The sequence below is a fragment of the Azospirillum endophyticum genome, assembly GCF_016595245.1.
Classification (GTDB): domain Bacteria; phylum Pseudomonadota; class Alphaproteobacteria; order Azospirillales; family Azospirillaceae; genus Azospirillum; species Azospirillum endophyticum.
On the sequence record NZ_JAENHM010000051.1, the window covers coordinates 118,548 to 143,945 of the forward strand.

The 25,398-nt window shown below is 68.9% G+C and carries 22 protein-coding genes; 15 read left to right on the forward strand and 7 right to left on the reverse strand.

The window, feature by feature from the left end:
• The first annotated feature begins 4 nt into the window (after nt 1-4).
• From kdpB to JHL17_RS17330, 4 genes are all read left to right on the forward strand, one after another.
• Nucleotides 5-2,113, forward strand: a complete 2,109-nt coding sequence (gene kdpB / locus JHL17_RS17315; protein WP_200194866.1) for a potassium-transporting ATPase subunit KdpB — start codon at nt 5-7, stop codon at nt 2,111-2,113.
• A gap of 11 nt (nt 2,114-2,124) precedes the next feature.
• Entirely contained in the window at nt 2,125-2,745 is a 621-nt protein-coding gene (locus JHL17_RS17320) for a K(+)-transporting ATPase subunit C (RefSeq protein ID WP_200194867.1), read from the forward strand.
• A 413-nt stretch (nt 2,746-3,158) separates the two neighbouring features.
• On the forward strand, nt 3,159-5,912 hold the full coding sequence (locus tag JHL17_RS17325; protein WP_200194868.1) for a sensor histidine kinase: 2,754 nt from the start codon (nt 3,159-3,161) through the stop codon (nt 5,910-5,912).
• The gene (locus JHL17_RS17330) at nt 5,909-6,607 is read left to right on the forward strand and encodes a response regulator (protein WP_200194869.1); all 699 of its coding nucleotides are present in this window, start codon (nt 5,909-5,911) and stop codon (nt 6,605-6,607) included. The genes JHL17_RS17325 and JHL17_RS17330 overlap by 4 nt, the downstream gene beginning before the upstream one ends.
• Before the next feature lie 41 nt (nt 6,608-6,648).
• Here JHL17_RS17330 and JHL17_RS17335 read toward each other — a convergent pair whose 3' ends face one another.
• Nucleotides 6,649-7,263 (reverse strand): hypothetical protein, encoded by a 615-nt coding sequence (locus JHL17_RS17335; RefSeq protein ID WP_200194870.1) that lies wholly within the window; start codon nt 7,261-7,263, stop codon nt 6,649-6,651.
• 1,015 nt (nt 7,264-8,278) lie between these two features.
• Between JHL17_RS17335 and JHL17_RS17340 the strand changes: the two genes are divergently transcribed.
• A complete protein-coding gene (locus tag JHL17_RS17340; protein WP_200194871.1) occupies nt 8,279-9,325 on the forward strand; it encodes a DUF2252 family protein in 1,047 nt (348 codons plus the stop codon).
• A 57-nt stretch (nt 9,326-9,382) separates the two neighbouring features.
• On the opposite strand, the gene JHL17_RS17345 is transcribed toward JHL17_RS17340, so the two are convergent.
• Nucleotides 9,383-9,535: a hypothetical protein gene (locus JHL17_RS17345; protein ID WP_200194872.1), complete on the reverse strand. Its 153-nt coding sequence runs from the start codon at nt 9,533-9,535 to the stop codon at nt 9,383-9,385.
• Nucleotides 9,536-9,750: 215 nt separating this feature from the next.
• Here JHL17_RS17345 and JHL17_RS17350 point away from each other — a divergent pair, with 215 nt between their 5' ends.
• The 5 genes from JHL17_RS17350 to ubiV all read left to right on the forward strand — a co-directional run bounded on the left by JHL17_RS17350 (nt 9,751) and on the right by ubiV (nt 13,427).
• Nucleotides 9,751-10,176 carry a VOC family protein gene (locus tag JHL17_RS17350; RefSeq protein ID WP_200194873.1) on the forward strand — a complete coding sequence of 142 codons (426 nt, stop codon included), beginning with the start codon at nt 9,751-9,753 and terminating at the stop codon, nt 10,174-10,176.
• Nucleotides 10,177-10,300: 124 nt separating this feature from the next.
• Nucleotides 10,301-10,747, forward strand: coding sequence for a hemerythrin domain-containing protein (locus JHL17_RS17355; protein ID WP_200194874.1), 447 nt, complete (start codon nt 10,301-10,303; stop codon nt 10,745-10,747).
• Nucleotides 10,748-10,849: 102 nt separating this feature from the next.
• Complete coding sequence (ubiT, locus tag JHL17_RS17360) at nt 10,850-11,524, forward strand: ubiquinone anaerobic biosynthesis accessory factor UbiT (RefSeq protein WP_200194876.1); 675 nt, start codon at nt 10,850-10,852, stop codon at nt 11,522-11,524.
• A gap of 6 nt (nt 11,525-11,530) precedes the next feature.
• Nucleotides 11,531-12,517, forward strand: a complete 987-nt coding sequence (gene ubiU, locus JHL17_RS17365; protein ID WP_200194877.1) for a ubiquinone anaerobic biosynthesis protein UbiU — start codon at nt 11,531-11,533, stop codon at nt 12,515-12,517.
• 13 nt (nt 12,518-12,530) lie between these two features.
• A complete protein-coding gene (gene ubiV / locus JHL17_RS17370; protein WP_200194878.1) occupies nt 12,531-13,427 on the forward strand; it encodes a ubiquinone anaerobic biosynthesis protein UbiV in 897 nt (298 codons plus the stop codon).
• A gap of 24 nt (nt 13,428-13,451) precedes the next feature.
• Here the strand turns inward: ubiV and JHL17_RS17375 are convergent, their stop codons facing one another.
• Genes JHL17_RS17375 through JHL17_RS17395 form a run of 5 tightly spaced genes read right to left on the reverse strand, consistent with a single transcriptional unit; the run spans nt 13,452 to nt 21,069 of the window.
• Nucleotides 13,452-14,228: an ATP-binding cassette domain-containing protein gene (locus JHL17_RS17375; RefSeq protein WP_200194879.1), complete on the reverse strand. Its 777-nt coding sequence runs from the start codon at nt 14,226-14,228 to the stop codon at nt 13,452-13,454.
• The gene (locus JHL17_RS17380; protein ID WP_200194880.1) at nt 14,225-15,949 is read right to left on the reverse strand and encodes a cyclic peptide export ABC transporter; all 1,725 of its coding nucleotides are present in this window, start codon (nt 15,947-15,949) and stop codon (nt 14,225-14,227) included. Before JHL17_RS17380 ends, JHL17_RS17375 begins: the two co-directional genes overlap by 4 nt.
• A complete protein-coding gene (fhuB, locus tag JHL17_RS17385) occupies nt 15,946-17,958 on the reverse strand; it encodes a Fe(3+)-hydroxamate ABC transporter permease FhuB (RefSeq protein ID WP_200194881.1) in 2,013 nt (670 codons plus the stop codon). The genes JHL17_RS17380 and fhuB overlap by 4 nt, the downstream gene beginning before the upstream one ends.
• Nucleotides 17,951-18,883, reverse strand: coding sequence for an ABC transporter substrate-binding protein (locus JHL17_RS17390; RefSeq protein WP_200194882.1), 933 nt, complete (start codon nt 18,881-18,883; stop codon nt 17,951-17,953). Before JHL17_RS17390 ends, fhuB begins: the two co-directional genes overlap by 8 nt.
• A gap of 8 nt (nt 18,884-18,891) precedes the next feature.
• On the reverse strand, nt 18,892-21,069 hold the full coding sequence (locus tag JHL17_RS17395; RefSeq protein ID WP_200194883.1) for a TonB-dependent siderophore receptor: 2,178 nt from the start codon (nt 21,067-21,069) through the stop codon (nt 18,892-18,894).
• A 120-nt stretch (nt 21,070-21,189) separates the two neighbouring features.
• Between JHL17_RS17395 and JHL17_RS17400 the strand changes: the two genes are divergently transcribed.
• The 5 genes from JHL17_RS17400 (at nt 21,190) to JHL17_RS17415 (ending at nt 25,193) form a co-directional block, all read left to right on the forward strand.
• Nucleotides 21,190-21,999: a helix-turn-helix transcriptional regulator gene (locus JHL17_RS17400; protein ID WP_200194884.1), complete on the forward strand. Its 810-nt coding sequence runs from the start codon at nt 21,190-21,192 to the stop codon at nt 21,997-21,999.
• Between the two features lie 428 nt (nt 22,000-22,427).
• Entirely contained in the window at nt 22,428-22,559 is a 132-nt protein-coding gene (locus JHL17_RS37660; protein WP_282189325.1) for a hypothetical protein, read from the forward strand.
• Nucleotides 22,556-23,338, forward strand: a complete 783-nt coding sequence (locus JHL17_RS17405) for a metal ABC transporter ATP-binding protein (RefSeq protein ID WP_425599628.1) — start codon at nt 22,556-22,558, stop codon at nt 23,336-23,338. Before JHL17_RS37660 ends, JHL17_RS17405 begins: the two co-directional genes overlap by 4 nt.
• On the forward strand, nt 23,335-24,219 hold the full coding sequence (locus JHL17_RS17410; protein ID WP_200194885.1) for a metal ABC transporter permease: 885 nt from the start codon (nt 23,335-23,337) through the stop codon (nt 24,217-24,219). The genes JHL17_RS17405 and JHL17_RS17410 overlap by 4 nt, the downstream gene beginning before the upstream one ends.
• A gap of 62 nt (nt 24,220-24,281) precedes the next feature.
• Nucleotides 24,282-25,193 (forward strand): metal ABC transporter substrate-binding protein, encoded by a 912-nt coding sequence (locus JHL17_RS17415; protein ID WP_200194886.1) that lies wholly within the window; start codon nt 24,282-24,284, stop codon nt 25,191-25,193.
• The last annotated feature ends 205 nt before the right edge of the window (nt 25,194-25,398 follow it).

Genomic DNA, 25,398 nt, shown 5'->3' on the forward strand with positions numbered 1-25,398 from the left:
TCCCATGCATGCCAAAAGCAAACGGTTGGGCCGGTCTTCAGCCAGCACCCTGCTGGACCCCGCCATCCTGGTGCCGGCCATCGGCGGCTCGATCGCCAAGCTCTCCCCGCGCCAGATGATCCGCAACCCGGTGATGTTCTGCGTCGAGGTGGTGGCGGCGCTCACCACCCTGCTGGTCCTGCGCGATGCCGTCACCGGAGCCGGGGTTTCCGGCTTCGCCGTCCAGATCGTCGTCTGGCTGTGGTTCACGCTGATCTTCGCCAACTTCGCCGAGGCGGTGGCGGAGGGGCGCGGCAAGGCCCAGGCCGCCAGCCTGCGCAAGACCCGCACCGAGACCAGCGCCAGGAAGCTGGAGAACGGCACAATCCGCATGGTGCCCGCCACCGCCCTCAAGCCCGGCGACCTCGTGCTGGTCGAGGCCGGCGACATCATCCCGTCCGACGGCGAGGTGGTGGAGGGCGTCGCCTCGGTCAACGAGGCCGCCATCACCGGTGAATCCGCCCCCGTCATCCGCGAGAGCGGCGGCGACCGCTCGGCGGTCACCGGCGGGACCCAGGTGCTGTCCGACCGGATCACGGTGCGGATCACCGCCGCGTCCGGCTCGACCTTCCTCGACCGCATGATTGCGCTGGTGGAAGGCGCCCAGCGCCAGAAGACCCCCAACGAGATCGCGCTGAACATCCTGCTGGCCGGGCTGACCATCGTCTTCGTCATCGCGGTGGCGACGATTCCCAGCTTCGCCGCCTATGCCGGCGGCTCGGTCGGCGTGCTGGTGCTGGTGGCGCTGTTCGTCACGCTGATCCCGACCACCATCGGCGCGCTCTTGTCGGCCATCGGCATCGCCGGCATGGACCGTCTGGTCCGCTTCAACGTGCTTGCCATGTCCGGCCGGGCGGTGGAGGCGGCGGGCGACGTCGACACGCTGCTGCTCGACAAGACCGGCACCATCACGCTGGGCAACCGCCAGGCCGCCGAGTTCCTGCCGGTCGCCGGCGTCGGCGAGGAGGAACTGGCCGACGCCGCCCAGCTCGCCTCGCTGGCCGACGAGACGCCGGAAGGCCGCTCCATCGTCGTGCTCGCCAAGGAGGAATACGGCATCCGCGCCCGCAAAATGGAGGAGATGCAGGCCCACTTCGTCCCCTTCACCGCCCAGACCCGCATCAGCGGCATCGACACCGGCGGCACGGTGATCCGCAAGGGCGCGGTGGATGCGGTGCTGGCCCATGTCGGCGGATCGCAGCGCGTCGCGGTGGCCGGCGGCCGTTCTGTCGCGGCCCTGCATCCGGCCGCCGCCCCGGCGGAGCGCGAGATCCTCGCGATATCCGAACGGGTGGCCAAGGCTGGCGGCACGCCGCTGGCGGTGGCGCGCGACGGCCGGCTGCTCGGCGTCATCCATCTGAAGGACATCGTCAAGGGCGGCATCCGCGAGCGCTTCGCCGCCCTGCGCCAGATGGGCATCCGCACGGTGATGATCACCGGCGACAACCCGATGACCGCTGCCGCCATCGCCGCCGAGGCCGGGGTGGACGATTTCCTCGCCCAGGCGACGCCGGAGGCCAAGCTGCAGCTGATCCGCGACGAGCAGGCGAAGGGCAAGCTGGTCGCCATGTGCGGCGACGGCACCAACGACGCGCCGGCCTTGGCCCAGGCCGATGTCGGGGTGGCGATGAACACCGGCACGGTGGCGGCGCGCGAGGCCGGCAACATGGTCGACCTCGACAGCGACCCGACCAAGCTGATCGAGATCGTCGAGATCGGCAAGCAGCTGCTGATGACCCGAGGCGCGCTGACCACCTTCTCGATCGCCAACGACGTGGCGAAGTATTTCGCCATCATCCCGGCGATGTTCCTCGCTTTCTATCCGCAGCTCCAGGCGCTGAACGTGATGGGGCTGCACAGCCCGGAGAGCGCCATCCTCTCGGCGATCATCTTCAACGCGCTGATCATCGTGGCGCTGATCCCGCTGGCGCTGCGCGGCGTGCGCTACCGCGCGGTGGGGGCCGCCTCGCTGCTCCGCCGCAACCTGCTGATCTACGGCCTCGGCGGCCTCGTGGTGCCCTTCGCCGGCATCAAGGCGATCGACCTGATCGTCACCGCCGCCGGCCTGGTTTGAGGAGCTTCCCTATGCTGAAGGACCTGCGTCCCGCCCTGGTGATGACCGTCGCGCTGACGGCGATCACCGGGCTCGCCTACCCGCTGGCCGTCACCGGCGCCGCGCAAATCCTGTTCCCCCGTCAGGCCAACGGCAGCCTGATCGAGCGGAACGGGGCTATCGTCGGCTCCGCGCTGATCGGGCAGGATTTCACCGGCGAGCGCTATTTTCACCCGCGCCCGTCGGCGACCACCGGCGCCGACCCGGCCGATCCCACCAAGACCCTACCCGCCCCCTACAACGCGGCGAACTCGATGGGGTCCAACCTCGGCCCGACGAGCAAGGCGCTGGTCGACCGGGTCCAGGCCGACGCCGAAAAGCTGAAGGCGGAGAATCCCGGCGTGCCGGTCCCGGTGGAGCTGGTGACCACCTCGGGCAGCGGCCTCGACCCCGACCTGTCGCCGGCCGCCGCCGACTTCCAGGTACCGCGCGTCGCCAAGGCCCGCGGCCTGCCGGAAGACGCCGTGCGCAAGCTGGTCGCCGACACCACCGCGCCGCGCCGGCTGGGCTTCCTCGGCGAGCCGACCGTCAACGTGCTGGCGCTCAACCTCGCCCTGGATGGGGCGGCCGGGAAGGCCGCGGGAATCCGGTAGCGGACTGTCAACGGGGCGGCGATAAATGGCCTCTCCCGCCCCGGGCTACGGCATGCACAGATCTCGCGCTTGCGGCAGGAAAAGCATCTTAACATTGCGTGCAGCCCCTCTCCACTCGCGGGAGAGGGGTTGGGGTGAGGGGGCGCAAGTTTGATTTCCACCGACCTCCGGCCGGCCGGCCCCTCATCCCAACCCTTCTCCCGCGAGGGGAGAAGGGCTATTCGCTAGAGAAAGTTGCATCTCGTTCGCAGAAGCGAGATCTGTGCATGCCGTAGCCCGCCCCGGGAGAGGGCGACATAGGCTATGCGACCGCCGTGTCGGCCACGGTTACATTTCGGCCGAACACTGAATCGGCTATCAGTTAAAGGTGCCGACGGGACGAACGGGCGCCGAGGCCGCAATGGGACGATGCCATGAGCGATGAACATGTTGACCGCGGCCATGGCGACCGTACCGGACGGCCCTCCCCCGACGCGCTGCTGCGCCAGGCGGCGAAGGAGGCGCAGGGGCGGCTCAAGATCTTCCTCGGTGCCGCCCCCGGCGTCGGCAAGACCTTCGAGATGCTACAGACCGCCCATGCCAAGCGGCGCGACGGCGCCGACATCGTCGTCGGGGTGGTGGAAACCCATGGCCGGCGCGAGACGGAGGCGCTGGTCGCCGGGCTGGAAATCGTTCCGCGCCGCAGGATCGAACACAAGGGCCATGTCCTGAGCGAGATGGACGTGGACGCCATCCTCGCCCGCCGGCCGAAGATCGTGCTGGTCGACGAGCTGGCCCACACCAACGCCCCCGGCGGCCGCCATCCCAAGCGCTATCTCGACGTCGAGGAGCTGCTGGCGGCCGGCATCGACGTCTACAGCACCCTGAACATCCAGCATGTCGAGAGCCTGAACGACGTCGTCGCCAAGATCACCCGCGTCCGGGTCCGCGAGACGGTGCCGGATTCGATCCTCGACCGGGCCGACGACATCGAGGTCGTCGACATCGCGCCCGACGACCTGATCCAGCGCCTGCAACAGGGGAAGGTCTATGTCCCGCGCACGGCCGAGCGGGCGATCCGCCATTATTTCTCGCCCGGCAACCTGACCGCGCTGCGCGAACTGGCACTGCGGCGCACGGCCGACCGCGTCGACGAGCAGCTTCTGACCCACATGCAGGCGCACGCGATCCCAGGACCCTGGGCGGCCGGCGAACGCCTGCTGGTCTGCGTCAACGAGGATGCCGGCGGCGTCGCCCTGGTCCGCTATGCCCGGCGCCAGGCCGAGCGGCTGCGCGCCCGCTGGGGCGCCATCCATGTCGAGACGAGCCGGGCGCTGCGCTTGAGCGAGGCCGAGCGCGACCGCATCGCCGACACGTTGCGCTTGGTCGAACGGCTGGGCGGCGAGGCGGTCACGGTCCCCGGCAGCGATGTCGCCGACACCGTGGTCGAGCATGCGCTGGCCAACAACGTCACGCACATCGTCATCGCCAAGTCCGGGCGTTCGCGCTGGTCCGAACTGCTGCAGGTCTCGGTGGCGCACAGCCTGATCCGCCGGGCCGGCGACATCAGCGTGCATGTGATCGCCGCCGGTGCCGACGCGCCGGTTCCCGCCAGGACGGTCAGGACCGAAGCGGCCGGGCAGCGGGCCTTCGCCTGGTGGCCCTATGCCGCCAGCACCGGCTATGTCGCGGCGGCGCTCGGTGTCGGCCATGTGCTGCACCGGGTGCTGGCCCTCAACAACATGGCGCTGGTCTTCCTGACCGCCGTGCTGGCGAGCGCCGTCACCGGCGGGCTGGCGCCGTCGCTCTATGCCAGCGTCATCAGCGTCCTGGCCTTCAACTATTTCTTCCTGCCGCCGCTCTACACCTTCACCATTTCCGATCCCGAGAACATCGTCGCCTTGCTGGTCTTCGCCGTCGTTTCGGTGATCGCCAGCAACCTGACCGCCCGTGTCCGCGCCCAGGCGGTGACGGCGCGGCTGCGCGCCAGGACGACGGAGGACCTCTACCGGTTCAGCCGCAAGCTGGCCGGCGTGGTCACCATGGACGACCTGCTGTGGGCCACCGCCTATCAGATCGCCGCCATGCTGAAGGTCCATGTCGTGCTGCTGCTGCCCGAGGGCAGCCCCGGGGAGGGTGGCCTGGCGGTCCGGGCCGGCTATCCGCCGGAGGATGTCATCGAGGATGCCGATCTGGCCGCGGCTGTCTGGGCGTGGGAGAACAACCGGCCGACCGGCAAAGGAGCCGACACGCTGCCCGGCGCCAAGTGGCTGTTCCTGCCGATGCGCACCGGGCGGGGCGTCGTCGGCGTGGTCGGCATCGACACCGGCGGTGGGAAGGGACGGGCGGGCGGCTTCCTGACACCGGATCAACGCAGGCTTCTCGACGCCCTGATCGATCAGGCGGCGCTGGCGGTCGAGCGGGTGACGCTGGCCGAGGATGTCGACCGCACCAAGCTGGCGGCCGAGACCGAGCGCCTGCGCTCGGCCCTGCTCACCTCCATCTCGCACGACCTGCGCACGCCGCTGGCCTCCATCCTCGGCTCGGCGACCAGCCTCGTCAGCTACGGGCCGATGATGGACGAGGCCGACCGGCGGGATCTGGCGGCGACGATCCAGGAGGAGGCGGAACGCCTCAACCGCTTCATCGCCAATTTGCTCGACATGACGCGGCTGGAATCCGGGGCCATCCGGCCGCGCACCGGGGCGGTCGACCTGTCCGAGGTGGTCGGCAGCGCGCTGGAGCGGATGTCGCGCATCCTCGCCGGCCATCGGGTGGAGGTCGATCTCGCCGCCGGCCTGCCGATGGTGGACATCGATGCGGTGCTGATCGAGCAGGCGCTGTTCAACCTGCTGGACAATGCCGGAAAATACGCGCCGGCCGGTTCGCTGATCACCGTGCGGGGCCGGCAGGACGGCGGCTTCGTCCGCATCGAGGTTCTGGACGAGGGTGGCGGCCTTCCGCCGGAGGATGTCGAGCGGATCTTCGACAAGTTCTACCGCGTCCACGCCCAGGACCGGCAGCGCGCCGGCACCGGGCTGGGGCTGGCGATCTGCCGGGGCTTCGTCGAGGCGATGGGCGGGACCGTGACCGCCGGCAACCGCCGGGACCGCAGCGGCGCCGTCTTCACCCTGACCCTTCCCAAGGCCGCCGACCTGTCCGGATACGAGGAGGAAGCCGCAGCATGAAATCGGACTCGAACCCGTTGCGCGTTCTCGTCGTCGATGACGAGCCGCCGATCCGGCGTTTCCTGCGCACCAGCCTGACCGCCCAGGGATACGACATCGTCGAGGCCGAGGACGGGACCAAGGCGCTGGAGGAGGTGCGCCGGCGGTCTCCCGATCTGCTGGTGCTCGATCTCGGGCTCCCGGGCATCGACGGGCTGGAGGTGATCCGGCGCCTGCGCGGCAGCGGTGTCTCCCTGCCGATCATCGTGCTGTCCAGCCGGGTGGACGAGGCCGGCAAGGTCGAGGCGCTCGACCTCGGAGCCGACGATTACGTGACCAAGCCCTTCGGGGTCGAGGAACTGCTGGCCCGCATCCGCACGGCCATGCGCCACAAGCTGCAGCAGCAGGGGGAACGGCCGCTGTTCCGCAGCGGCGACCTGACGGTCGATCTGGTCCGCCGCATCGTCACCGTGCGCGGCGAGGAGGTGAAGCTGTCGCCGCGCGAATACGACCTGCTCCGGCTTCTGGTGGCACATGCCGGCAAGGTGCTGACCCACCGCCTGATCCTCAAGGAGGTGTGGGGCGGTGAAACCGACATCCAGTATCTGCGGATCTACATCCGCCAGCTGCGGCAGAAGATCGAACCCGATCCGGAACGCCCCCACCACATCCTGACCGAGACCGGGGTCGGCTACCGGCTGCGGGGGCCGGACTGATGGACAAGATTCGGGGCTGGTGATGTTGCTTTTATCGTCGTCTATTCTGGAATATGCAGAGTGATTTCTTTTCCATCTTCATCGAAAGTCAGGCCAAGATTGTTTATTGTTCTATGATCAATCCCTATATTGATTAACACTCTGGTTGCCATGCCATTTTGTTTCTTGATGTAAGAGTATCCATTTTCTTTTTCGAGCTCGTTTTTGTCAACGAGGCTTGTTAAGGATAATCGGGCATTTTTCAAGGAAAGCGCCAGTGTAAGCAGGATGTTTCTAATGCATATTTGTTTGACGGGAATAGGAGTATCTTTATTCCAGTATCTGAGCTCCAATGTCGCGTCTCTTGAGGCTTTGAGGTAGGTGTAAAATCGCGTGATGCGTTTTATGGATTTCTGGTCGAGTGCGCCGATCTCATGGCTGTGCTTTTGCCACAGATCAAAGTAGTTCTCCGACCTTGCTTGATAAGGTGACGCATCAATGCCCGCGTAATCCAACTCGCCATACAGAGCTTCAAAGCGTTTCCATAGATCAAATTGGTCGATAACGTTGCAGATGGCCAGGATGTCGGCAACGAACATATCGGCAAAGCCAAGTCTTTTCGTCGCACTCTCAATCGTCATCCCAATCGTTTTCACCATAAATCCTATAGCTGCCATGTACAATCCGAAATATCCAGATAGAAAGGCAAGGTTAAGCGGAGGTCGTGTTTCTCCAAAAAGTAGATATAGCAAAACTAGAACAATCAATAATATTAAACCTAATGATGCAACTCCAATCCATATTGATATGTATATCATAAGGTCATGGATGTGATCCGATGACGCTCGTCTTCCAGGAATTAGGCGATTGACCTTAATTGCGACAAATCTTGCATAGGATGATAGTTCAGTTCTTGCATGACCATGGCTATGGTTGACTTTCGATATGGTCATTGGCTTCCATTCTCCTGATGACGATACCTTTCCGAATTGCATCTCAATTATTTTGAAATCGATGCTCGCCGAATCCTGTTATCTGATTTTGTTTTGTCATATCCCATCGTTCCCCTGGCAAGTGCGGTGGCCGGATCAAGAACCTCCGACGGATCATCGCCCACCGTGTAATCACAGTCGGATGTTTCACTGCTCATGCATGGGAGGATCGGCGGCATGTCCGTTCTGCTTCGCCTTGTCAGCCGATGGTGGAGTTTAGCAGGAATATGCCCTCTATGAGAGCGAAATGCTCCAGGCAAACCTTATGGCGCGTAAGTTCTGCCGAAGTGGATCTTGGATCCATATGCGGTAAGACTGTTGGTTGGGCGGCAAGGGCAGAAGGAACTCTCCTTTCAATAACGTCTTGAAGAATTCTGCAAACAAATTATTAGATGGCCGTATAGATTGCCGATATTACGTTTATTTGCCAAATTTTGCCCTGAATTAACAATATAAAGCAGCGGAAGCACAATATGCTGATTTGAGAATCGGATTAGCCCTTTACTGAAGATACCGAGAAAATGGAAATGCCGCCCGGAAATTTCGATGGCCCGCTTTCATCCGACGCATGGTTGAAAGCATTCGCTGCTGTCTGCCGTCAAGATGCACATGCGGCGCAATATGGCAAAGCTGGGCCGGTATCGTTTCCGGCCCGGTCGGTCCGGAGTGCCGTTTCGGAGTTCGTACAGGAGAAGCGCAGATGTCCCGATCCGACCTGACCACCTCCATCGACCGCTACGAAGCCGAACTCGGGAGGCAGTTCGGCGCCGCTCTTCGCCGGGATGATCTCGACCTCAAACATGAGAAGATGCGCAGGAACGCCTTCCTTTTCCTGCGCGCGACCTGTTGGCGTTGGGCCGAATGCGCGGCGGCACTCTGTCCGGACCTGATGGCGGCACCGGTGGCGGCCTCGGTCGGCGACGCCCATGCCGGCAATTTCGGCCTGTGGCGCGACGCCCAGTTCAGGCTGGTCTGGGGGATCAACGATTACGACGAAGCCGCCCGCCTGCCCTATGCGCTCGATCTGGTCCGGCTGTGCGCCAGCATTCTGGTGGCAGACGACGCGCAGGACGCTGGCGATGTGGCCGGTATCGCCCTGGACTCCTATGCAACGGCGCTGAGGACCCCGCAGCCGGTCGTCCTGGAGGGCGGCACCGGCTGGTTGCGCGACCTGTTCGAGGCGAAGAACGACGATCGCGTCGAGTTCTGGAACAAGCTGCGCGATGCACCGCCCGCTCCGGTCGAACCGCCCGAATTCGAGGCGCTGCTGCTCGCGGCGCTGCCGGACGAGCTGTCCGACCGGAAGATCGCGCCCCGCACGGCCGGCGCCAGCGGTCTGGGGCGGCCGCGCTTCGCAGCCTCCGGCATCCACCGCGGCGGCCCGGTCGCCGCCGAGGTCAAGGGCGTGATGCCATCCTGCTGGGTCATGGGCCGTGAAGCGGGGCTGGCGCAGCGCATGGCGACCGGGCAATACCGCTCGCCGGATCCGACGCTCGTCCATGGCCCCGGCCACGTCGTCCGGCGGCTGTCGCCCAATAACCGCAAGCTCGACTTCGACGAAATCGCGAGATCCCGGCGCAACAAGCTGGTCGCCGCGATGGCGGCCGAGCTGGCGGCGGTCCATGCCGCCGATGCCGACACCGATGCCATCCAGCGCGATCTCCACCGGCAACCGGAGGGCTGGCTCGCCGCCACGGCGCAGGCCGTGGCCGGCTGGACGGTCGAGGAATGGCACAGCTACCGCTGATCCAGGCATGCCGGTTGCGCCGCCGACTGCGAAGCCGAGAGGCCTGACCGGCAGCCCCTACCCCATCATATCCTCGCTGGACCGGTCGCGGTCGGAGCGGGCGGCCCATGTCCCGGCCATGCCCGACGGTAGATCGATGCAGAGATCGAAGCCGACCAGCAGCCCGATGCTCAGGATCGAGGTGGCGGCGGTGATGCAGAGAACGGTCATGGATTCGCTCCGTCCGGAGAATGTCTCAGCCTGGCACCGCCCGAAGGTCGTCCGCGGCGTGGCAGCGATCGTGAGCGCATTTCCGTCCCGAGGCTGTGAGCGGCCCCACATCCCATGTCCGATCCGGACCGTTCGCCGCGGCTTGAGCGACCGTCGGTCCCATAATAAGCTTGCGTCTCCCGGCACCATGACTGCGACCGGCATGAGGGATTCCGATGGCGGATACCGCCCCCACCCTGAACGGCGTCGTCGAGACCGGCCTCTATGTCGACGACTTGGCAAAGGCCCGCGCCTTTTACGAGGGAGTCATGGGGCTGCGGTCGATGCTTCTCGGCGACCGGCTCGCCGCCTATCCCGTGGGGCCGGGCAGCGTGCTGCTGCTGTTTCAAAAAGGACTGACCGACCAGCCTCTCGACACGCCCGGCGGGACGATCCCGCCCCATGGCGGAGGCGGCAGCCTTCATTATGCCTTCGCCATTTCGGCGGAGCATGTGGACGGCTGGCTGGCGAGGCTCGCCGGGCATGGCGTCGCCGTCGAAAGCATCGTCGCATGGCCCCGGGGCGCTCGCAGCATCTACGTCCGCGATCCGGACGGCCATCTGGTCGAGCTGGTGACGCCCGGTCTATGGGACAATTACTGAACTCCGTCACTGGACTCGGCCGGCGAAGAGTTGTTTGCGGTGGCGCAACGATGCCGCGGCGCGCGGCCGGCATCCTGGCTTCAACGCCGTTCGATCAAGGACGGCACCGGTTGGAGACAGCATCATGACCAATGCCAGCGTCAGCACCGCGCTCTATCGCGACCATCATGCCAATGTCGGCCAACTGGCCGGCCGCATCGAAGCCCTGCTGGCCTCGCGGTCGGTGGAATCGGACCCGGCGGCGCTGATCGCCACCGTGCGCGAGCTGTTCGGCATCTTCGCCGTCCACCTGTCGCTGGAGGACAGCGCGCTCTATCCCCGGCTGCTGACCCATCCCGACGCCGGGGTGCGGGCCACGGCGGCGCGATTCCAGACCGAGATGGGCAATCTGAGGGCGCGCTTCGACCTGTACCGCACCCGCTGGCCCGGTCCGGTGGCGGTCGCCAAGGACCCGGCCGCCTTCGTCCGCGAGACCCGCGACGTGGTCGCCGCGCTGAAACACCGCATCGGCCGCGAGGACCGCGAGCTGTATGACCTGATCGACCGCGCCGGGATGGCGAGTGCGGCCTGACGCAAGGGCTTTTTGAAGCTTGAACTTGACCGAGGTCAATGACGTCAGGCGGTTACCGGCTTTCATGGGCGGCGGAATGACCGATGAGGAGGGAAGCCGCCCATGCGCGATCCCGATGTCGCACCGAATGCTGTTGCCGACGAGCGTGCCCGCCGGTTCGAGACCGGGCTGAGCCGGGCCGGGCTGGGGCTGGTGCCCAAGCTGGGCCGGCGGGCCGGCGACGCGCTGCTCGCCCGCCTGTTGCGGCTGCTGGCCGACCGCCACCCGCGTGCCTTCGCGGCGCTGCGCGAGATGGCGGATGCCCGCGTGCTGATCGAGCCGGTCGACGCGCCGGTCGCGCTGCTGATGCGCGTCGGGCCGCAGCTGTCGCTGCATGCCGTGCCGCGCGGGGCCGGTGGCGTCGGCGACGCGGGAGCAGCCGATGCGGTGGTCCGCGGACCCTATGCCCGGCTGCTCGACCTGCTGGAGGGAAGGATCGACGGCGACGCGCTGTTCTTCCGGCGCGAGCTGGCCATCTCCGGCGACACCGCCCTGATCCTCGCCCTGCGCAACACGCTGGACGGCGAGGAGGAGATGGATCTGGTGGCCGACGCCGCCTCCATCGCCGGGCCGCTGGCCCGCGTCCTGCCGGTGCTGCGGCGCAATGCCGGGCCGGTGCTGGACCGGATCGAGGCGGCGCGCCGGCTGCTGCCGCCGCCGCTGCGGCGGGGGATCGAGCGGGTGGAGGCGCGTATTGCCGGGACATTGCCGGATACGCTGCCGGATAAGAGGGCGTAAGGGATCATGGATAATTTCGAGCTGATCTGCCCGGCGGGAACGCCGGCCGCGCTGCGCGCCGCCGTCGATGCCGGGGCCGATGCCGTCTATCTCGGCTTTCGCGACGAGACCAACGCCCGCAATTTTCCAGGGCTGAACTTCACCCGGCAGGATGTCGCCGACTCGGTGGATTACGCCCATGCCCGGCGGGTCGAGGTCTATGTCGCCATCAACACCTATCCGCAGGCGGGCAATCTCGGCCCCTGGCAGAAGGCGGTCGACGATGCGGCGCGGCTGAAGGTCGATGCCGTCATCATGGCCGATCCGGGGCTGCTCGCCTATGCCGCCAAGCGTCATCCCGACCTGCGGCTGCATTTGTCGGTCCAGGCGTCGGCCGCCAATGTCGAGGCGATCCGGCTGTACCGCGATGCCTTCGGCGTGCGCCGGGTGGTGCTGCCGCGCGTGCTGACGGTGCCGGAGATCGCCAAGCTGAACGCCGAGATCGACATCGAGACCGAGGTGTTCGTCTTCGGCGGCCTCTGCCCGATGGCGGAGGGGCGCTGTTCGCTGTCCTCCTACGCCACCGGCCTGTCGCCCAACAAGCAGGGCGTCTGTTCGCCGGCCAGCCATGTCCGCTACGAACAGCGCGGCGGCGCGCTGGCCTCGACGCTGGGCGGCTTCACCATCAACGTGTTCGGCGAGGGCGAGCAGGCCGGCTATCCCACCCTGTGCAAGGGCCGCTTCGTTGCCGGAGACGGGCCGGCCTACCTGTTCGAGGAGCCGACCAGCCTCAACGCCATGGACCTGCTGCCGGAACTGAAGGCGGCCGGCGTGCGGGCGCTGAAGATCGAGGGGCGGCAGCGCGGCAAGGCCTATATCGCCGCGGTGGTCCGCGCCTATCGCGAGGCGCTGGAGACCTTCGCCGCCGGCCGGCCGGTGCCGCACATCGATCTGCAGGCGATGGTCGAGGGCGGGACCCAGACCACCGGGGCCTATACCCGCGCTTGGCGCTGAGGAGTTTTACGGAATGACTGCGTCGCTTACCCTGGGGCCGGTGCTGTTCAACTGGCCGGTCAACCGCTGGCGCGACTTCTACGCCCGCATCGCCGACGAGGCGCCGGTGGACACCGTGGTCGTCGGCGAGATCGTCTGCTTCAAGCGGGCGCCCTTCTTCGCCGAGGCGATCGGGGACGTCATCGAACGGCTGACCGCCGCCGGCAAGACGGTGTGGCTCGCCAGCCCGATCCTGGTCGGCAGCGAGCGCGAACGCGCGGCGATGCGCGATCTGGTGACCGCCGATGCCGGGCTTGTGGAGGCGAACGACATGGGGGCGCTGGCCCTGCTGGCCGGGCGGCCGCATGCGGTCGGACCGACGATCAACGTCTACAACGAGGCGACGCTCGGCTGGATGGCGGAGCGCGGCGCGGTGGCGGTGTCGCTGCCGGCGGAGCTGCCGGCCGCCACCGTCGCGGTGCTGGCGAAGGCCGGGCGGGAGCTGGGGGTGGAGACCGAGGTGCAGGTCTGGGGGCGGGCGCCGCTCGCCATCTCGGCCCGCTGCTATCACGCGCGCGCCCATGGGCTGCACAAGGACGGCTGCCAGTTCGTCTGCGGCAAGGACCCGGACGGCATGCCGGTGACGACGATGGACGGGCAGCCCTTCCTGACCGTCAACGGCACGCAGACGATGTCGCACGGCTGCCTGTGTCTGGCGGCGGAGATGCCGGCGCTGGCGGACATGGGGGTGAGCCGCTTCCGCCTGTCGCCGCAGGCGATGGACATGGTGCGGGTCGCCGAAGCCTTCCGGGCGGTGCTGGACGGCCGGCGCGACGGGGCCGAGGTGGCGGCGGAGCTGGGCGGGCTGATCGACGCGCCGCTGGTCAACGGCTTCTACCACGACACCGCCGGGGCGCTGCGGGTGGCGTGAGGGGCTGGCGGGCGAGGGGCGGCATCAGACATAGCCGATCGGCCGGCCTGAAACCGGATGCGGCATCACCCCGAAGGGCAGGCCGTAGATGCGCTCCAGCATCGCCGGAGTCATGATGTCGTCCGGTGCGCCGCGGGCGATCAGGCGGCCGCTGTGCAGGGCAAGCAGCTCGTCGCAGAAGCCGGCCGCCATGTTCACGTCGTGCAGCACGATGACCACGCCGAGGCCATGGTCGCGGCCGAGACGGCGGATCAGGGACAGCACCTCGACCTGATGCGCGATGTCGAGGGCCGAGGTCGGCTCGTCCAGCAGCAGGGCGCCCGGCCGCTGCGCCACCATCATCGCCAGCCAAACCCGCTGGCGTTCCCCGCCCGACAGCGCATCGACCGGCCGGCCGGCGAAGTCGGCGACGCCGGCCTGCGTCATCGCGTCTTCCACCGCTTGGCGGTCGGCCGCACCGAAGCGGCCGAACGGGCCGTGCCAGGGATAGCGGCCGAGCGCAACCAGTTCGCGTCCGAGAAGGCCGGGGGCGGCGGGCGTCTGCTGCGGCAGATAGGCGAGCCGTCGGGCGAAGGCGCGGCTTTCCCAGGCGGCGAGCGGCCGGCCTTCGAAGCGGATCGTCCCGGTGGACGGGGCGAGCTGGCGCGCCATCAGCTTCAGCAGGGTCGATTTGCCCGATCCGTTGTGCCCGATCAGCCCGATGACCCGTCCGGGAGCCAGCGCCAGGCTCAACGGGTGCAGCAGGGTACGGCCGGGGACGGCCGCGCCGACATTGTCCAGGTCGAAGAAGCTGGTGCTCATCGTTCGGCATTCCCTGCGATATCGTCCGGGCCTTCCGCGGCTTGCGTGCAAACCCGCGCGATCCGCCCGTCCGCCATATGGACCACCCGGTCGGCGACGCCGAAATAGCGGTCGTCATGCGAGATCACCACCAGCGCCCGGCCCTGGCGGCGCAGATCGGGCAGCAGCTCGGTATAGAAGAGGTGACGGAAGCCGGGATCCTGGTCGGCGGCCCATTCGTCGAAGACGATCACCGGCCGGCCGGCCGCCCAGGCGTTCAGCAGGGCCAGCCGCTTGCGCTGGCCGGTCGACAGGTCGGTGGTGGAGAAGACGCCGTCGCGCAGCGACACCTTGTGGGCGATGTCCAGCCGTTCCAGGTAGCGTTCCGCCTCCGGCGGCAGGCCGGCGCCGGGGGTGCCGACCTCGTCGAACAGGAAATAGTCGGTGAAGACGGTGGCGAAGAGTTGGCGGTAATCGTCGCGCGCCTCCTCCCCGACCGGTTGCCCGTCGAGCCGGATGGCGCCGGCCTGCGGCGCGTAGAGGCCGAGCAGCAGCTTGATCAGCGTCGTCTTGCCCGATCCGTTGTCGCCGACGATGAACAGGATCTCGCCGCGCCGGATCTCCAGGTCGACCGGGCCGACCGCGAAACCCGGCCGGCCGTCCTCTCCCGCCGGCGGGTAGGCGTAGTGCACGCCGTCGAGCACGATGCTCCGGCGCAGATCCGGCGTCGGTCCGCCGGGTTCCAGCAGCGCCACCGGTTCGTGCCCGTCGAAATCGGCGGCGAGCCGGGCGACCCGCCGGAAGGCGACCTGTGCCTGCCCCAGCGCCGGCAAGGCACCGACGAGCTGGTCGAGCGGCCCCTTGACGTAGAGCAGCACGATGGCGAAGCCGCTGACCACCGCCGGCTCCAGCGCCAGCCGGTCGCGCAGCAGCAGCATGATGCCGATGACCAGGAAGAACAGGCCGGACCCGACGGCATCCGCCGTCCAGAACAGGCGCATGGCGTGGCTCTTGCGGCTGGCGATGCGATCCACCGCCCCGCCCAGCAGGTCTCCGAACACCCGGCGGCGGCGCGGCCGGTCGACGCGCAGTTCCTTGGCGCCCTCCGTGATGGCGCGGTACTGCTTCTGCAGATCGTCCTGGGCGTCGCGGACATCGGCGTAATCCGCCATCCAGGCGCGGCGGGCATGGTGGGTGACCAGCATGCCCGCCGTCACCGCCAGCAGAACCAGCAGCAGCAAGGCGGGCGACAGCGCCAGCAGATAGCCGAAGCAGCCCAGCGTCACCGTCAAAGCCACGGCGTAGCCGGAGACGTTGAAGGTGAAGATGCTCACCGCCTCCACGTCGTTGACCAGCGAGGCGACCAGCCGGTGCGTCCGCTGCCGTTCGATGGCGGCGATCGGTGCGCGCAGGATGCGGGCGGCGATGTCCTTGCGCAGCGCCGCGACCAGCTTCTGGCCGACCAGGCTGTTGCCGATGCCGGCCGCCGCCTTGCCCAGCACGCTCAGCCCGCACAGGCCGGCGAAGGCCAGGAGGAAGCCGGCGCCGATCCCGTCGGCCGCCTGCAGGCCGCGGTTGACCTGCGCCAGCAGCGCCGCGGTGGCAAGGCCGCCGGCCGCCCCCAGCAGGGTCGCGGCCAGGGTCGCCGGCCAGAAGGGGCGCAGCAGGCGCAGCGCCGCGCGGAGCAGCGCGAAGCGGTCCCGGGCGGGATCGCCACCGGGTAAAGGAGCGGAGTCGTTCATCGTCGCAACAGCCAGAGAAGGTAAGGGGCACCCAGCAGGGTCGCCAGCAGGCCGGCCGGCATCTGGGCGGGAAACAGCAGGACGCGGCCCAGCCAGTCGGCCAGCACCATGACCAGGGCGCCGGCCAGCGCCGCCCCGGCCAGTTGCGGCACCGCCCGCTGCAGGCCGCACAGATGGGCGGCATGCGGGGCCATCAGCCCGACGAAGCTCAGCGGGCCGACCACCAGCGTCGCCGCCGTGGTCAGCGCCGCGACCAGCAGCAGGACGACCCCGCGCACCAGCGGCAGCCGCAGGCCGAGCCCGCGTGCCGCCTCCTCTCCCAGAGGCAGGATCTCCAGCCAGCGGGCACAGAGCAGCGGCGCCGCCACCAGCGGCAGGGCGGCGGCCCAGGCGGCGACGGCGATGGCCGGGGTCACCAGATAGGTCGAGCCGGTCAGCCAGCGGAACAGGGTGAAGGCGCGCGGATCGCCGCTCGACAGCAGCAGTGCCACCACGGCGCCGAAGACGGTGGTCAGCGCCACGCCGGTCAGCAGCAGCCGTTCCGGCGCGTGGCCGTGCCGCCGGCCGAGCAGCAGAACCGCGCAGAGCGTCGCCAGCGCGCCGGCTCCGGCGGCGGCCACCTGCGCCTCCACCGGGAAGGCGGGAACCGCGAGATACAGCAGGATGACGCCGAAGGCCGCACCCGTGCCGATGCCCAGCACCTCCGGCCCTGCCATCGGGTTGCCGGTCAGCCGTTGCAGCAGCACGCCGGCGGTGCCCAGCATCGCCCCCGCAGCCATCGCCGCCGCCATGCGGGGTGCCCGCCAGTACAGCAGCGGTTGCAGATCCGCCCAGCCGCTCCAGCGCCAGCCGCCGATCCCCTGCCCCACCGCCAGCGCCAGCCAGGAGGCGAGCAGCAGGGCGAGCAGTCCCGCCAGCAGCCAGGGGCCGGGCCGTGCCAGCCGCCGTGCAGGCGTCTCGGCCGGCAGCGGCGGGCCACCGCCCCCGCCGCCGGACCGGGTCAGCAGCCACAGCAGCAGCGGTGCGCCGAGCAGGGCCGTCAGTGTTCCGGTCGGCAGCTCGCGGCCGCCGCCGGCGATCTGCGAGGCCACCTGCGCCGCCGCGTCGGCCAGCCATAGCAGCGCCGCACCCAGTGGCGGCGCCCAGGCCAGCCTGGCCGACAGGCTGCGGGCCCCGGCCAGCCGCGCCATCGCCGGCGCGGCCAGCCCGACGAAGCCGATCACGCCAGCGGCGCTGACCACCGCCGCGCTCAGCGCCACCGCCAGAGCCAGCGTCGCCAGCCGCAGGGTCCGCACCGGAATGCCGAGGCCGGCGGCGCCCTCCGTCCCCAGATCCAGCAGGGCGAGGGGCCGTGCCAGCAGCAGGGCGAGCACGGCCCCGAGCGCCAGTTGCGGAGCCAGCGCCAGTGGGATCGCCCAGCCGTTCTGGTTCAGCGACCCGCTTGCCCATAGGAACAGGGCCTGGAAGCCGGCACCGTTGAACAGCATCAGCCCGCTTGCCAGCGCGCTGCAGGTCAGGCCGACGGCGAGGCCGGCGAGGATGACGACGGCCGGCGCCAACGCCGCCCGCCATGCCAGCCCGACCACCAGCGCCGCCGACCCGGCGGCGCCGGCCAGCGCCGCCAGACCGCGCCCGAGATCGCCGAAGCCGCCGAAGCCGGGGAGGAGCGTCGCCGCCGCCATCAGCGCCAGCTGGGCACCGCCGGCGACACCCAGGGTCGACGGCTCGGCCAGGGGATTGCGCAGGACCTGCTGGAACAGCACCCCGGCCAGCCCCAGGGCGCCGCCGCACAGCAGGCCGGTGCACAGGCGCGGCAGCAGGCTGTCGGCCAGGATCAGCCGGCGCACGTCGCCGTCGCCCTCCAGCAGCCAGCGCCATGTGCCGGCCGTCCAGGGTGGCCCCGGCAGATAGGGTTGCACCGCCACCGCCGTCAGCGCGGCGGCGAGAAGCGCGAGCAGGGCGAGCTGCGCCCCGCAACGGAAACCGCCTTCCGCCATGCGGTCAGCCACGGCCCGCCTCCACCGGAACCAGCGCCGCGGCCAGCAGCCGGGCAAGCCGCTCCACCGCCGGCAGGCCGGCCGAACCGAGGACGGAGCCGATCTCGTGGGTGCGGCCTTCCCGGGCGAAGGGCAACGCCTGCCAGAAGGGATTGGCCGCCATGGCCTTCAGCCGGCCGAAACCGCCGAGCGCCACGTTGACCAGCCGCGCGTCCGGCACCTTGGCCAGCCGCTCCAGCCCGACCGTGACGAATTCCCCCATCGTCGGCTCCCCGCTCCAGGCGTTGCGCAGCCCGAGACGGTGCAGCACCGCATGGTGCAGGCTCGATGCAGCGAAGACGTTGACATGCCGCTGGTCGAGAATGTTGACGAGCCAGACCGGCCGGTCCACCAGCGGCGCCAGCTTGTCGGCGGCCTCCGCGAGCGCCGCCTCGGCGCGGGCGGTCAGCGCCTCCGCCACCGTTTCCAGGCCCAGGAAGGCGGCCAGCCGCCGCGTCTCCGATCCCGTCCGCTCCAGCACCCCGGCTCCCGGCCGGTCGAGGGCGACGGTGAAGACCGGCGCAACCCGCTCCAGCGGACCGCGCATCACCTCCAGCCCCGGCGTGATCAGGACCGCGTCCGGCTTCACCTCCTGCAACAGCTCGAAGTTCGGCGTGAACAGCAGGCCGACATCGACCACCCCGGCCGGCAGCGCCGGGGCACCGACATAGCGCGTGCACCAGGACGGCGCCGGCACGCCGACCGGGACGCAGCCCAGCGCAACGCAGCAGGCCGCCAGCCCCCAGTCGAGCACGGCGACGCGGCGCGGCGCCTCCGCTCGAATTTCCGCCCAGGCCGGACCTGCACCCGGCCCTCCACCAAAACCCAGGGCGACGGCACCGCCCAGCAGGCGCCGCCGCGACAAGGGAGGCGCCCAGGGAAGTGCCCCGCGAACCATGCTCCCCATCACCAGGAGTAACGCACGCTGGCATAGACCGTGCGGCCCAGGCCGTAGCGGCAGCCGACGGCCGAGCAGACCGACACGTACTCCCGATCGAAGATGTTCGAGGCGTTGACCGCCAGTTGCGTCCCCTGCAGGGCGGGCAGCGCCTGTCCCAGGTCGTAATGCACCGCCGCGTCGAACACGGCGTAGTCGGGGATCTTCACGGTGTTGGTGTTGGTGGCGTAGGTCGGCCCGACATAGCGGGCGCCGCCGCCGAAGCCCAGCCCCTTCAGCGCCTGTGCCTGGATCGTGTAGTCGGCCCACAGCGAGGCGATGTGCGCCGGCACGTTGCTCAGCCTGTGACCGACATTGCCGGAATTGTCCTTGGTGATCTCGTTGTCGAGATAGGCGTAGGAGGCGCGGACGTTCAGCCCGTCGGTCAGGCTGGCGACGCCGCTCAGCTCGACGCCGCGCGAGCGGATCTCGCCGGTCTGCACGTTGAAGTTCGCGTTGACCGGATCCGGCGTGGTGACGTTGGTCTGGCGCAGGTCGAAGGCCGAGACGGTGGCGAAGCTGTTGGAGCCCTTCGGCTGGAACTTCAGCCCGACCTCGACCTGCTTGCCCTTGGTCGGCTCGAAGGCGGCGCCCTGCCGGTTGGTGCCGGCGACCGGCTGGAAGGAGGTGGCATAGCTGGCGTAGGGCGCCAGGCCGTTGTCGAACAGGTAGGTCAGCCCGACCCGGCCGGTGAAGGCGCGGTCGAACTGGCTGGTCCGGCGGTTGGTGACACGGTTCTCGTTGTCGGTCGTCGCCCAGTCCTCGCGCCCGCTCAGCAGCAGCGACCAGCCGCCCAGCCGGATCTGGTCCTGGAGGTAGGTGCCGATCTGGCTCTGGGTCTGGTAAGCGTTCTGGAAGATACCGGGCAGCGTGATGGCCTGAGTGTAGTTGGGTGCCAGGATGTCCAGCGTCGGCGCGGCGCCGAAGCGGGTGAGATTGTCCCAGTTGATCCGCTGGTAGTCGACCCCCGCCAGCAGCGTGTGCGACAGCGGCCCGGTGTCGAGCTTCAGCTCCGCCTGATTGTCGATGGCGAAGCTGTCGAGCCGTTCGTCGGCGGTGTAGGTCTGGCGGTTCAGCGTCCGCTGGTCGGCCTGGAGGTTCAGGCCCTGGACCGAGGCGTAATCGATGTCGATATGGGTGTAGCGGGCGTTCTGCCGGACGGTCAGCGCCTTGCCGAAGCGGTGCTCGAACTCGTAACCGATCTGGGTCTGGTCACGCTTGAAGCTCTCGAACCCGGTGTCGCCGGTGTAGAAGCTGGGCGAGATCCTGCCGTAGCGGTTGGGCTGCAGGGTGCCGGAATAGGGCAGCAGGTTCCAGATGCCGCCCTTCGGGTCATGCAGGTAGCCGGCCAGCAGGGTCAGGCTGGTGTCGACGTCGGGCTTCCAGGTCACCGACGGGGCGATGGCGATGCGCTGCTCCCGGGTGTGGTCGGTCTGCGTCTCGGCGGTCCGCCCGACGCCGGTCAGCCGGTAGAGCACGCGGCCCTCCTTGTCGACCGGCCCGCCGAGATCGAAGGCCCCCTGCATCATCGCGCCGGTGCCGGACTGGATCTCCACCTGATGCAGCGGCTCGGCGGTCGGCCGCTTGGCCACCATGTTGAGGATGCCGCCGGGCGACGCCTGCCCGTAGAGGACGGAGGATGGGCCGGTCAGCACCTCTGCCCGTTCCAGCAGGTAGGGTTCGGTCTTCGGCACCGCCCAGGTGCCGGAAAGCTGCTTCAGCCCGTTCAGATACTGGTCGAGCGCGAAGCCGCGCGCCGTCAGGCTGTCCAATCGGTTGTCGGCGTCCTCGCTGATCTGCACGCCGGGGGCGTAGCGCAGCACCGACCGGACGGTCTGCGGCCGGCGGGCGTCCAGTTCCTCGCGGGTGATGACGGTGACGGTCTGCGGCGTTTCCAGCAGGGTGGTACCGGTCTTGGTGGCGCCCAGCGCGGCGGGCGCGACGTAGCCGTCGGCCGCCAGTGCCGGGTTGCCGGGGCTCGCCGTCACCGACACGGCCGGCAGGCTGAGCGTTGCGTCGTCCTGCGCCCAGGCCGGCGTCCAGACGGTCGCCGCCGCCGCCAGCATCGCCGGGATCGCGGCATTGCGCCGACTCTTCTTCTTTGCCCGGCTCGCCGCCGCCCGGTTCCGCACCGTCTGCCCCATCATATCCTCTGTCGCTTGTCCTGCCGCGTGCCGGAAGCATCTACCGGCTCCTGATGAGAATGAGTATCATTCCTCATTGCATCCCGCTCCTGCGGGTGGGACAGGAACTATCGAGACGAGGCCATGCGGCTGCTGAATTATTCGCTTGCCAGCCTGGATGCGCCCGAACAGCCGACGGTGCTGGCGATCGGGCGGGAGCGCGTGACCAAGCCGGTGACGATCCGCTGGCACAGCCACGCCCGCGGGCAGGCCGTGGTGGTGTCCACCGGCCTGCTGACGATCTACACCCGCCAGGGGAACTGGATGGTGCCGAGCGGCCATTGCGCCTGGATCCCGCCGGGGCAGGAGCATGCGTTGAGGCTGTGCGGGAATTTTTCCGGCTGGTACGTCTATGTGGCGCCGGAGATGTGCGGCCGGCTGCCGGACCGCTTCGGCAGCGCCTCCACCCCGAGCCTGCTGCGGGAGGGGATCGCCCGCATCAGCCACTGGCAGGACGGCGGCGATCCCGGCACGCGCGAGGAGCGGCTCGGGCTGGTGGTCCTCGATGAAATCGCGGCGCTGCCGCTGGAGCGCGAACATCTGCCGATGCCGGCCGACCGCGCAATGGCGCAGATCGCGCGCATGATCGTCGACGATCCGGCGGACGACCGGTCGCTCGACGCGCTGGCGGACGCGGTCGGGCTGTCACGGCGCACCGTCACCCGGCGCTTCGCCGATGCGACGGGCATGAGCTTCTCGGCGTGGCGCCAGCGGCTGCGCCTGTTCCAGGCGGCGGAGATGCTGACGACCGGCACCCCCGTCACGACGGTGGCGCTCAACCTCGGCTATGACAGCCCCAGCGCCTTCACCGCGATGTTCCGCCGCCACTTCGGCATCACACCCTCGCGTTTCGCCGGCAATCGGGACGATCCGTCGCGTCATTGCGCAGGATGAAGGCTGGCGGAGGAGGGCGCCTCCGCCTTGCTGGGCGATCGGCCCGCGGTTTTCATTCTTGCCCTTCGGGCCGGTCCGATGCCCTTGGCGGCGATGCCGGCCGTCTCGCGTGCTGCACGTCGGCATCGCAGTTGATGGTCGCCGATTTCGCGGGGGGTGACGGAAGTCCCTCGACCGGAATCCGCCTCTCGAATGTGGTTGCCTCCGGGGCGCGGTGAAACCGTGCTTGCATTATATGTTATGATATAACATTACTTATGCGATGTTTCCTTTCTCCGTGATCGCATGCCCAGCCTTTACCAATCCCCGGTCCCCGCCGCCCTCCCTCCCAGCGGTCCGAAGGGACCCGAGCATGTCGCCCGGTGCCGCGCGGCCAGCACGTTGTCCGTCACCCGGCGCCCCGACCTGCGGACGGCGCTGCCTGGACTATGATGGTCCCTGACCGCTTCCGCTCGCCCCTGTCCGCTGCCGCGACGACCCGGATCGCCGCGGCGATCCTGCTGTGCGCCGTGCTCTGGCTGACGGTCGGTTGGGCGTTGAAATGGGGGGCCCCCGCGTGACCCTGCCCTTTTCCGACGCAATGGCGGATTCCATCGTCAGGCTGAGCGACCTGACGCTGGGATACCGCCGCCATCCGGCGATCCATCATCTGAGCGGCGGTTTCCGCGACGGCTCGCTGACCGCCGTGGTCGGCCCGAACGGCGCCGGCAAGAGCACGCTGCTGAAGGCGATGGTCGGTGCCCTGCGCCCGCTCGACGGCCGGGTGACGCTGCACGGCCTGACCCCCGCCGACATCGCCTATCTGCCGCAGCAGGCCGAGGTCGAGCGAGACTTCCCCATCGACGTGCTCGACACCGTGCTGCTCGGGCACTGGCGGCGGGTCGGGATTTTCCGGTCCATCGGCGGCGCGCTGCGGCGCCGGGCGGAGGAGGCGCTGGCGGTGGTCGGCCTGTCCGGCTTCGAACGGCGCCCGATCGCCGCCCTGTCGGCCGGCCAGTTCCAGCGCGTGCTGTTCGCCCGCATGCTGGTGCAGGACGCCCGGCTGATCCTGCTCGACGAGCCCTTCACCGCCATCGACGCCCGGACGACCGCCGACCTGCTCGACGTCGTGCGGCGCTGGCATGGCGAGCGGCGCACCGTGATCGCCGTCCTGCACGATCTGGAGCAGGTCCGCAGCCATTTCCCCGACACGCTTCTGCTGGCGCGCGAGCCCATCGCCTGGGGCCGCACCGTCGACGCCCTGGCTCCGGCGAACCTGGTCCGCGCCCGCGCGATGGCGGAAGGTTGGCCCGAGAAGGGGGACGACAAGGCCGGACCCTGCCGGAGAGCAGAGCCATGACCCTGTATGAGTTCGCGGTGGATCCCTTCCTGGAGTTCGCCTTCATGCGCCGGGCGCTCGCCGCCTGCCTCGCCCTGTCGCTGGGCTGCGGTCCCGTCGGCGTCCTGCTGGTGCTGCGGCGGATGAGCCTGATGGGCGACGCCCTGTCCCATGCCGTGCTGCCCGGCGCCGCCATCGGCTTCCTCGCCGCCGGGCTGTCGCTGTGGGCGATGGGGATCGGCGGCTTTCTCGCCGGGCTGGCGGTGGCGCTGCTCGCCGGGCTGGTGTCGCGGGTGACGGCTTTGCGCGAGGATGCCAGCTTCGCCGCCTTCTACCTGATCTCGCTGGCCGGCGGGGTGCTGATCGTCTCGCTGCGCGGCAGCAACGTCGATCTGATGCATGTGCTGTTCGGCACCATCCTGGCGGTGGACGACGACGGGCTGCTGCTGGTCGCCGGCATCGCCACCGTCACGCTGCTGGTCCTGGCGCTGCTCTACCGGCCGCTCGTGGTGGAGTGCTTCGATCCCGGCTTCCTGCGCGCGGTCGGCGGATCGCGCGGCCGGCTCGGCGCGCTGTGCCACCTCGTCTTCCTGGTGCTGGTCGTCCTCAACCTCGTCGGCGGCTTCCAGGCGCTGGGCACGCTGATGGCGGTCGGGCTGATGATGCTGCCGGCGGCATCGGCCCGCTTCTGGGCGGAGGGGATCGCCACGCTGGCGCTGACCGCCATGGCGCTCGCCTTCGCGTCGGGCATCGGCGGGCTGCTGCTGTCCTTCCACCTCAACCTGCCGTCCGGGCCGTCCATCGTCCTGGCCGCCGGGGCCGCCTACCTGCTGTCGCTGGCGCTGGGGCCGGTCGGCAGCCTGCGGACCCGCTGGTTCCCCGGCCGCCATCCGGCGGCCTGAGCCCCCTCCCCTTCCCCGCTTTCCCCCTCCCCCGCTTTCCATCGTCCCAAGGAGCATCACCGATGAAACGTCTGTTTGCCGTCTCCGTGACGGCGGCGCTGGCGCTGTTCGCGCTTCCCGCCCTGGCCGAACCGGTGAAGGTGGTCGCCACCTTCACCATCCTCGGCGACATGGTCCGCCAGATCGGCGGCGACGAGGTCGCGGTGACGACCCTGGTCGGCCCCGACGGCGACGCCCATGTCTACGAGCCGACCCCCGCCGACGCCCGCGCGCTGGGCGCCGCCAACCTCGTCGTCGTCAACGGTCTGGGGATGGAGGGCTGGATCGACCGGCTGGTCAAGGCGTCCGGCTACAAGGGGCCGGTGACCGTCACCAGCAGCGGCGTCAAGCCGATCGCCGGCACGGAGGAGCATGAGGAGCACGGGCATGACGGGCACGGCGCCTTCGATCCGCATGCCTGGCAGTCGGTCGCGAACGCCAAAATCTATGCCGACAACATCCTGAAGGGCCTCGTCGCCGCCGCCCCGGACAAGGCCGCCACCCTGCGCGCCAACCACGCCGCCTACGAGGCCAAGCTCGACGCGGTGGAGGCCGAGATCAAGGCGGCGCTGAAGCCGATCCCGCGCAAGGACCGCAAGATCGTCACCTCGCACGACGCCTTCGGCTATTACGGCAAGACCTACGGCGTGACCTTCCTGGCGCCCGTCGGCATGTCGACCGAGGCGGAGGCGGCGGCCGGCGACATCGCCAGGATGATCCGCCAGATCAAGAAGGAGAAGATCAAGGCGGTCTTCGTCGAGACCATCGCCGACCCGCGCCTGCTGGAGCAGATCTCCCGCGAGACCGGCGCGCGCATCGGCGGCCGGGTCTATTCCGACGCGCTGTCGGCGGCGGACGGGCCGGCCGCGACCTACATCGACATGATGCGCCACAATCTGCAGCAGTTCACCAGGGCGCTGGCGCCTGCTTCGTGAGGGTGGGAGGGATTCTTGCCCTCGTCCAGGGGAGGAGAATCCCCCTCTCCCCCCCGGGGAGAGGGTCGGGGTGAGGGGGATGCATCGCGTGGCTATCCCGAGAATCCTCGCCTTGCGACCCCCTCACCCTAACCCTCTCCCTGGGGGGCTAATCTATCAACACAAGTACCGTGCGAGGGCAGCGCCCTCGCACAGGGTTGAGAAA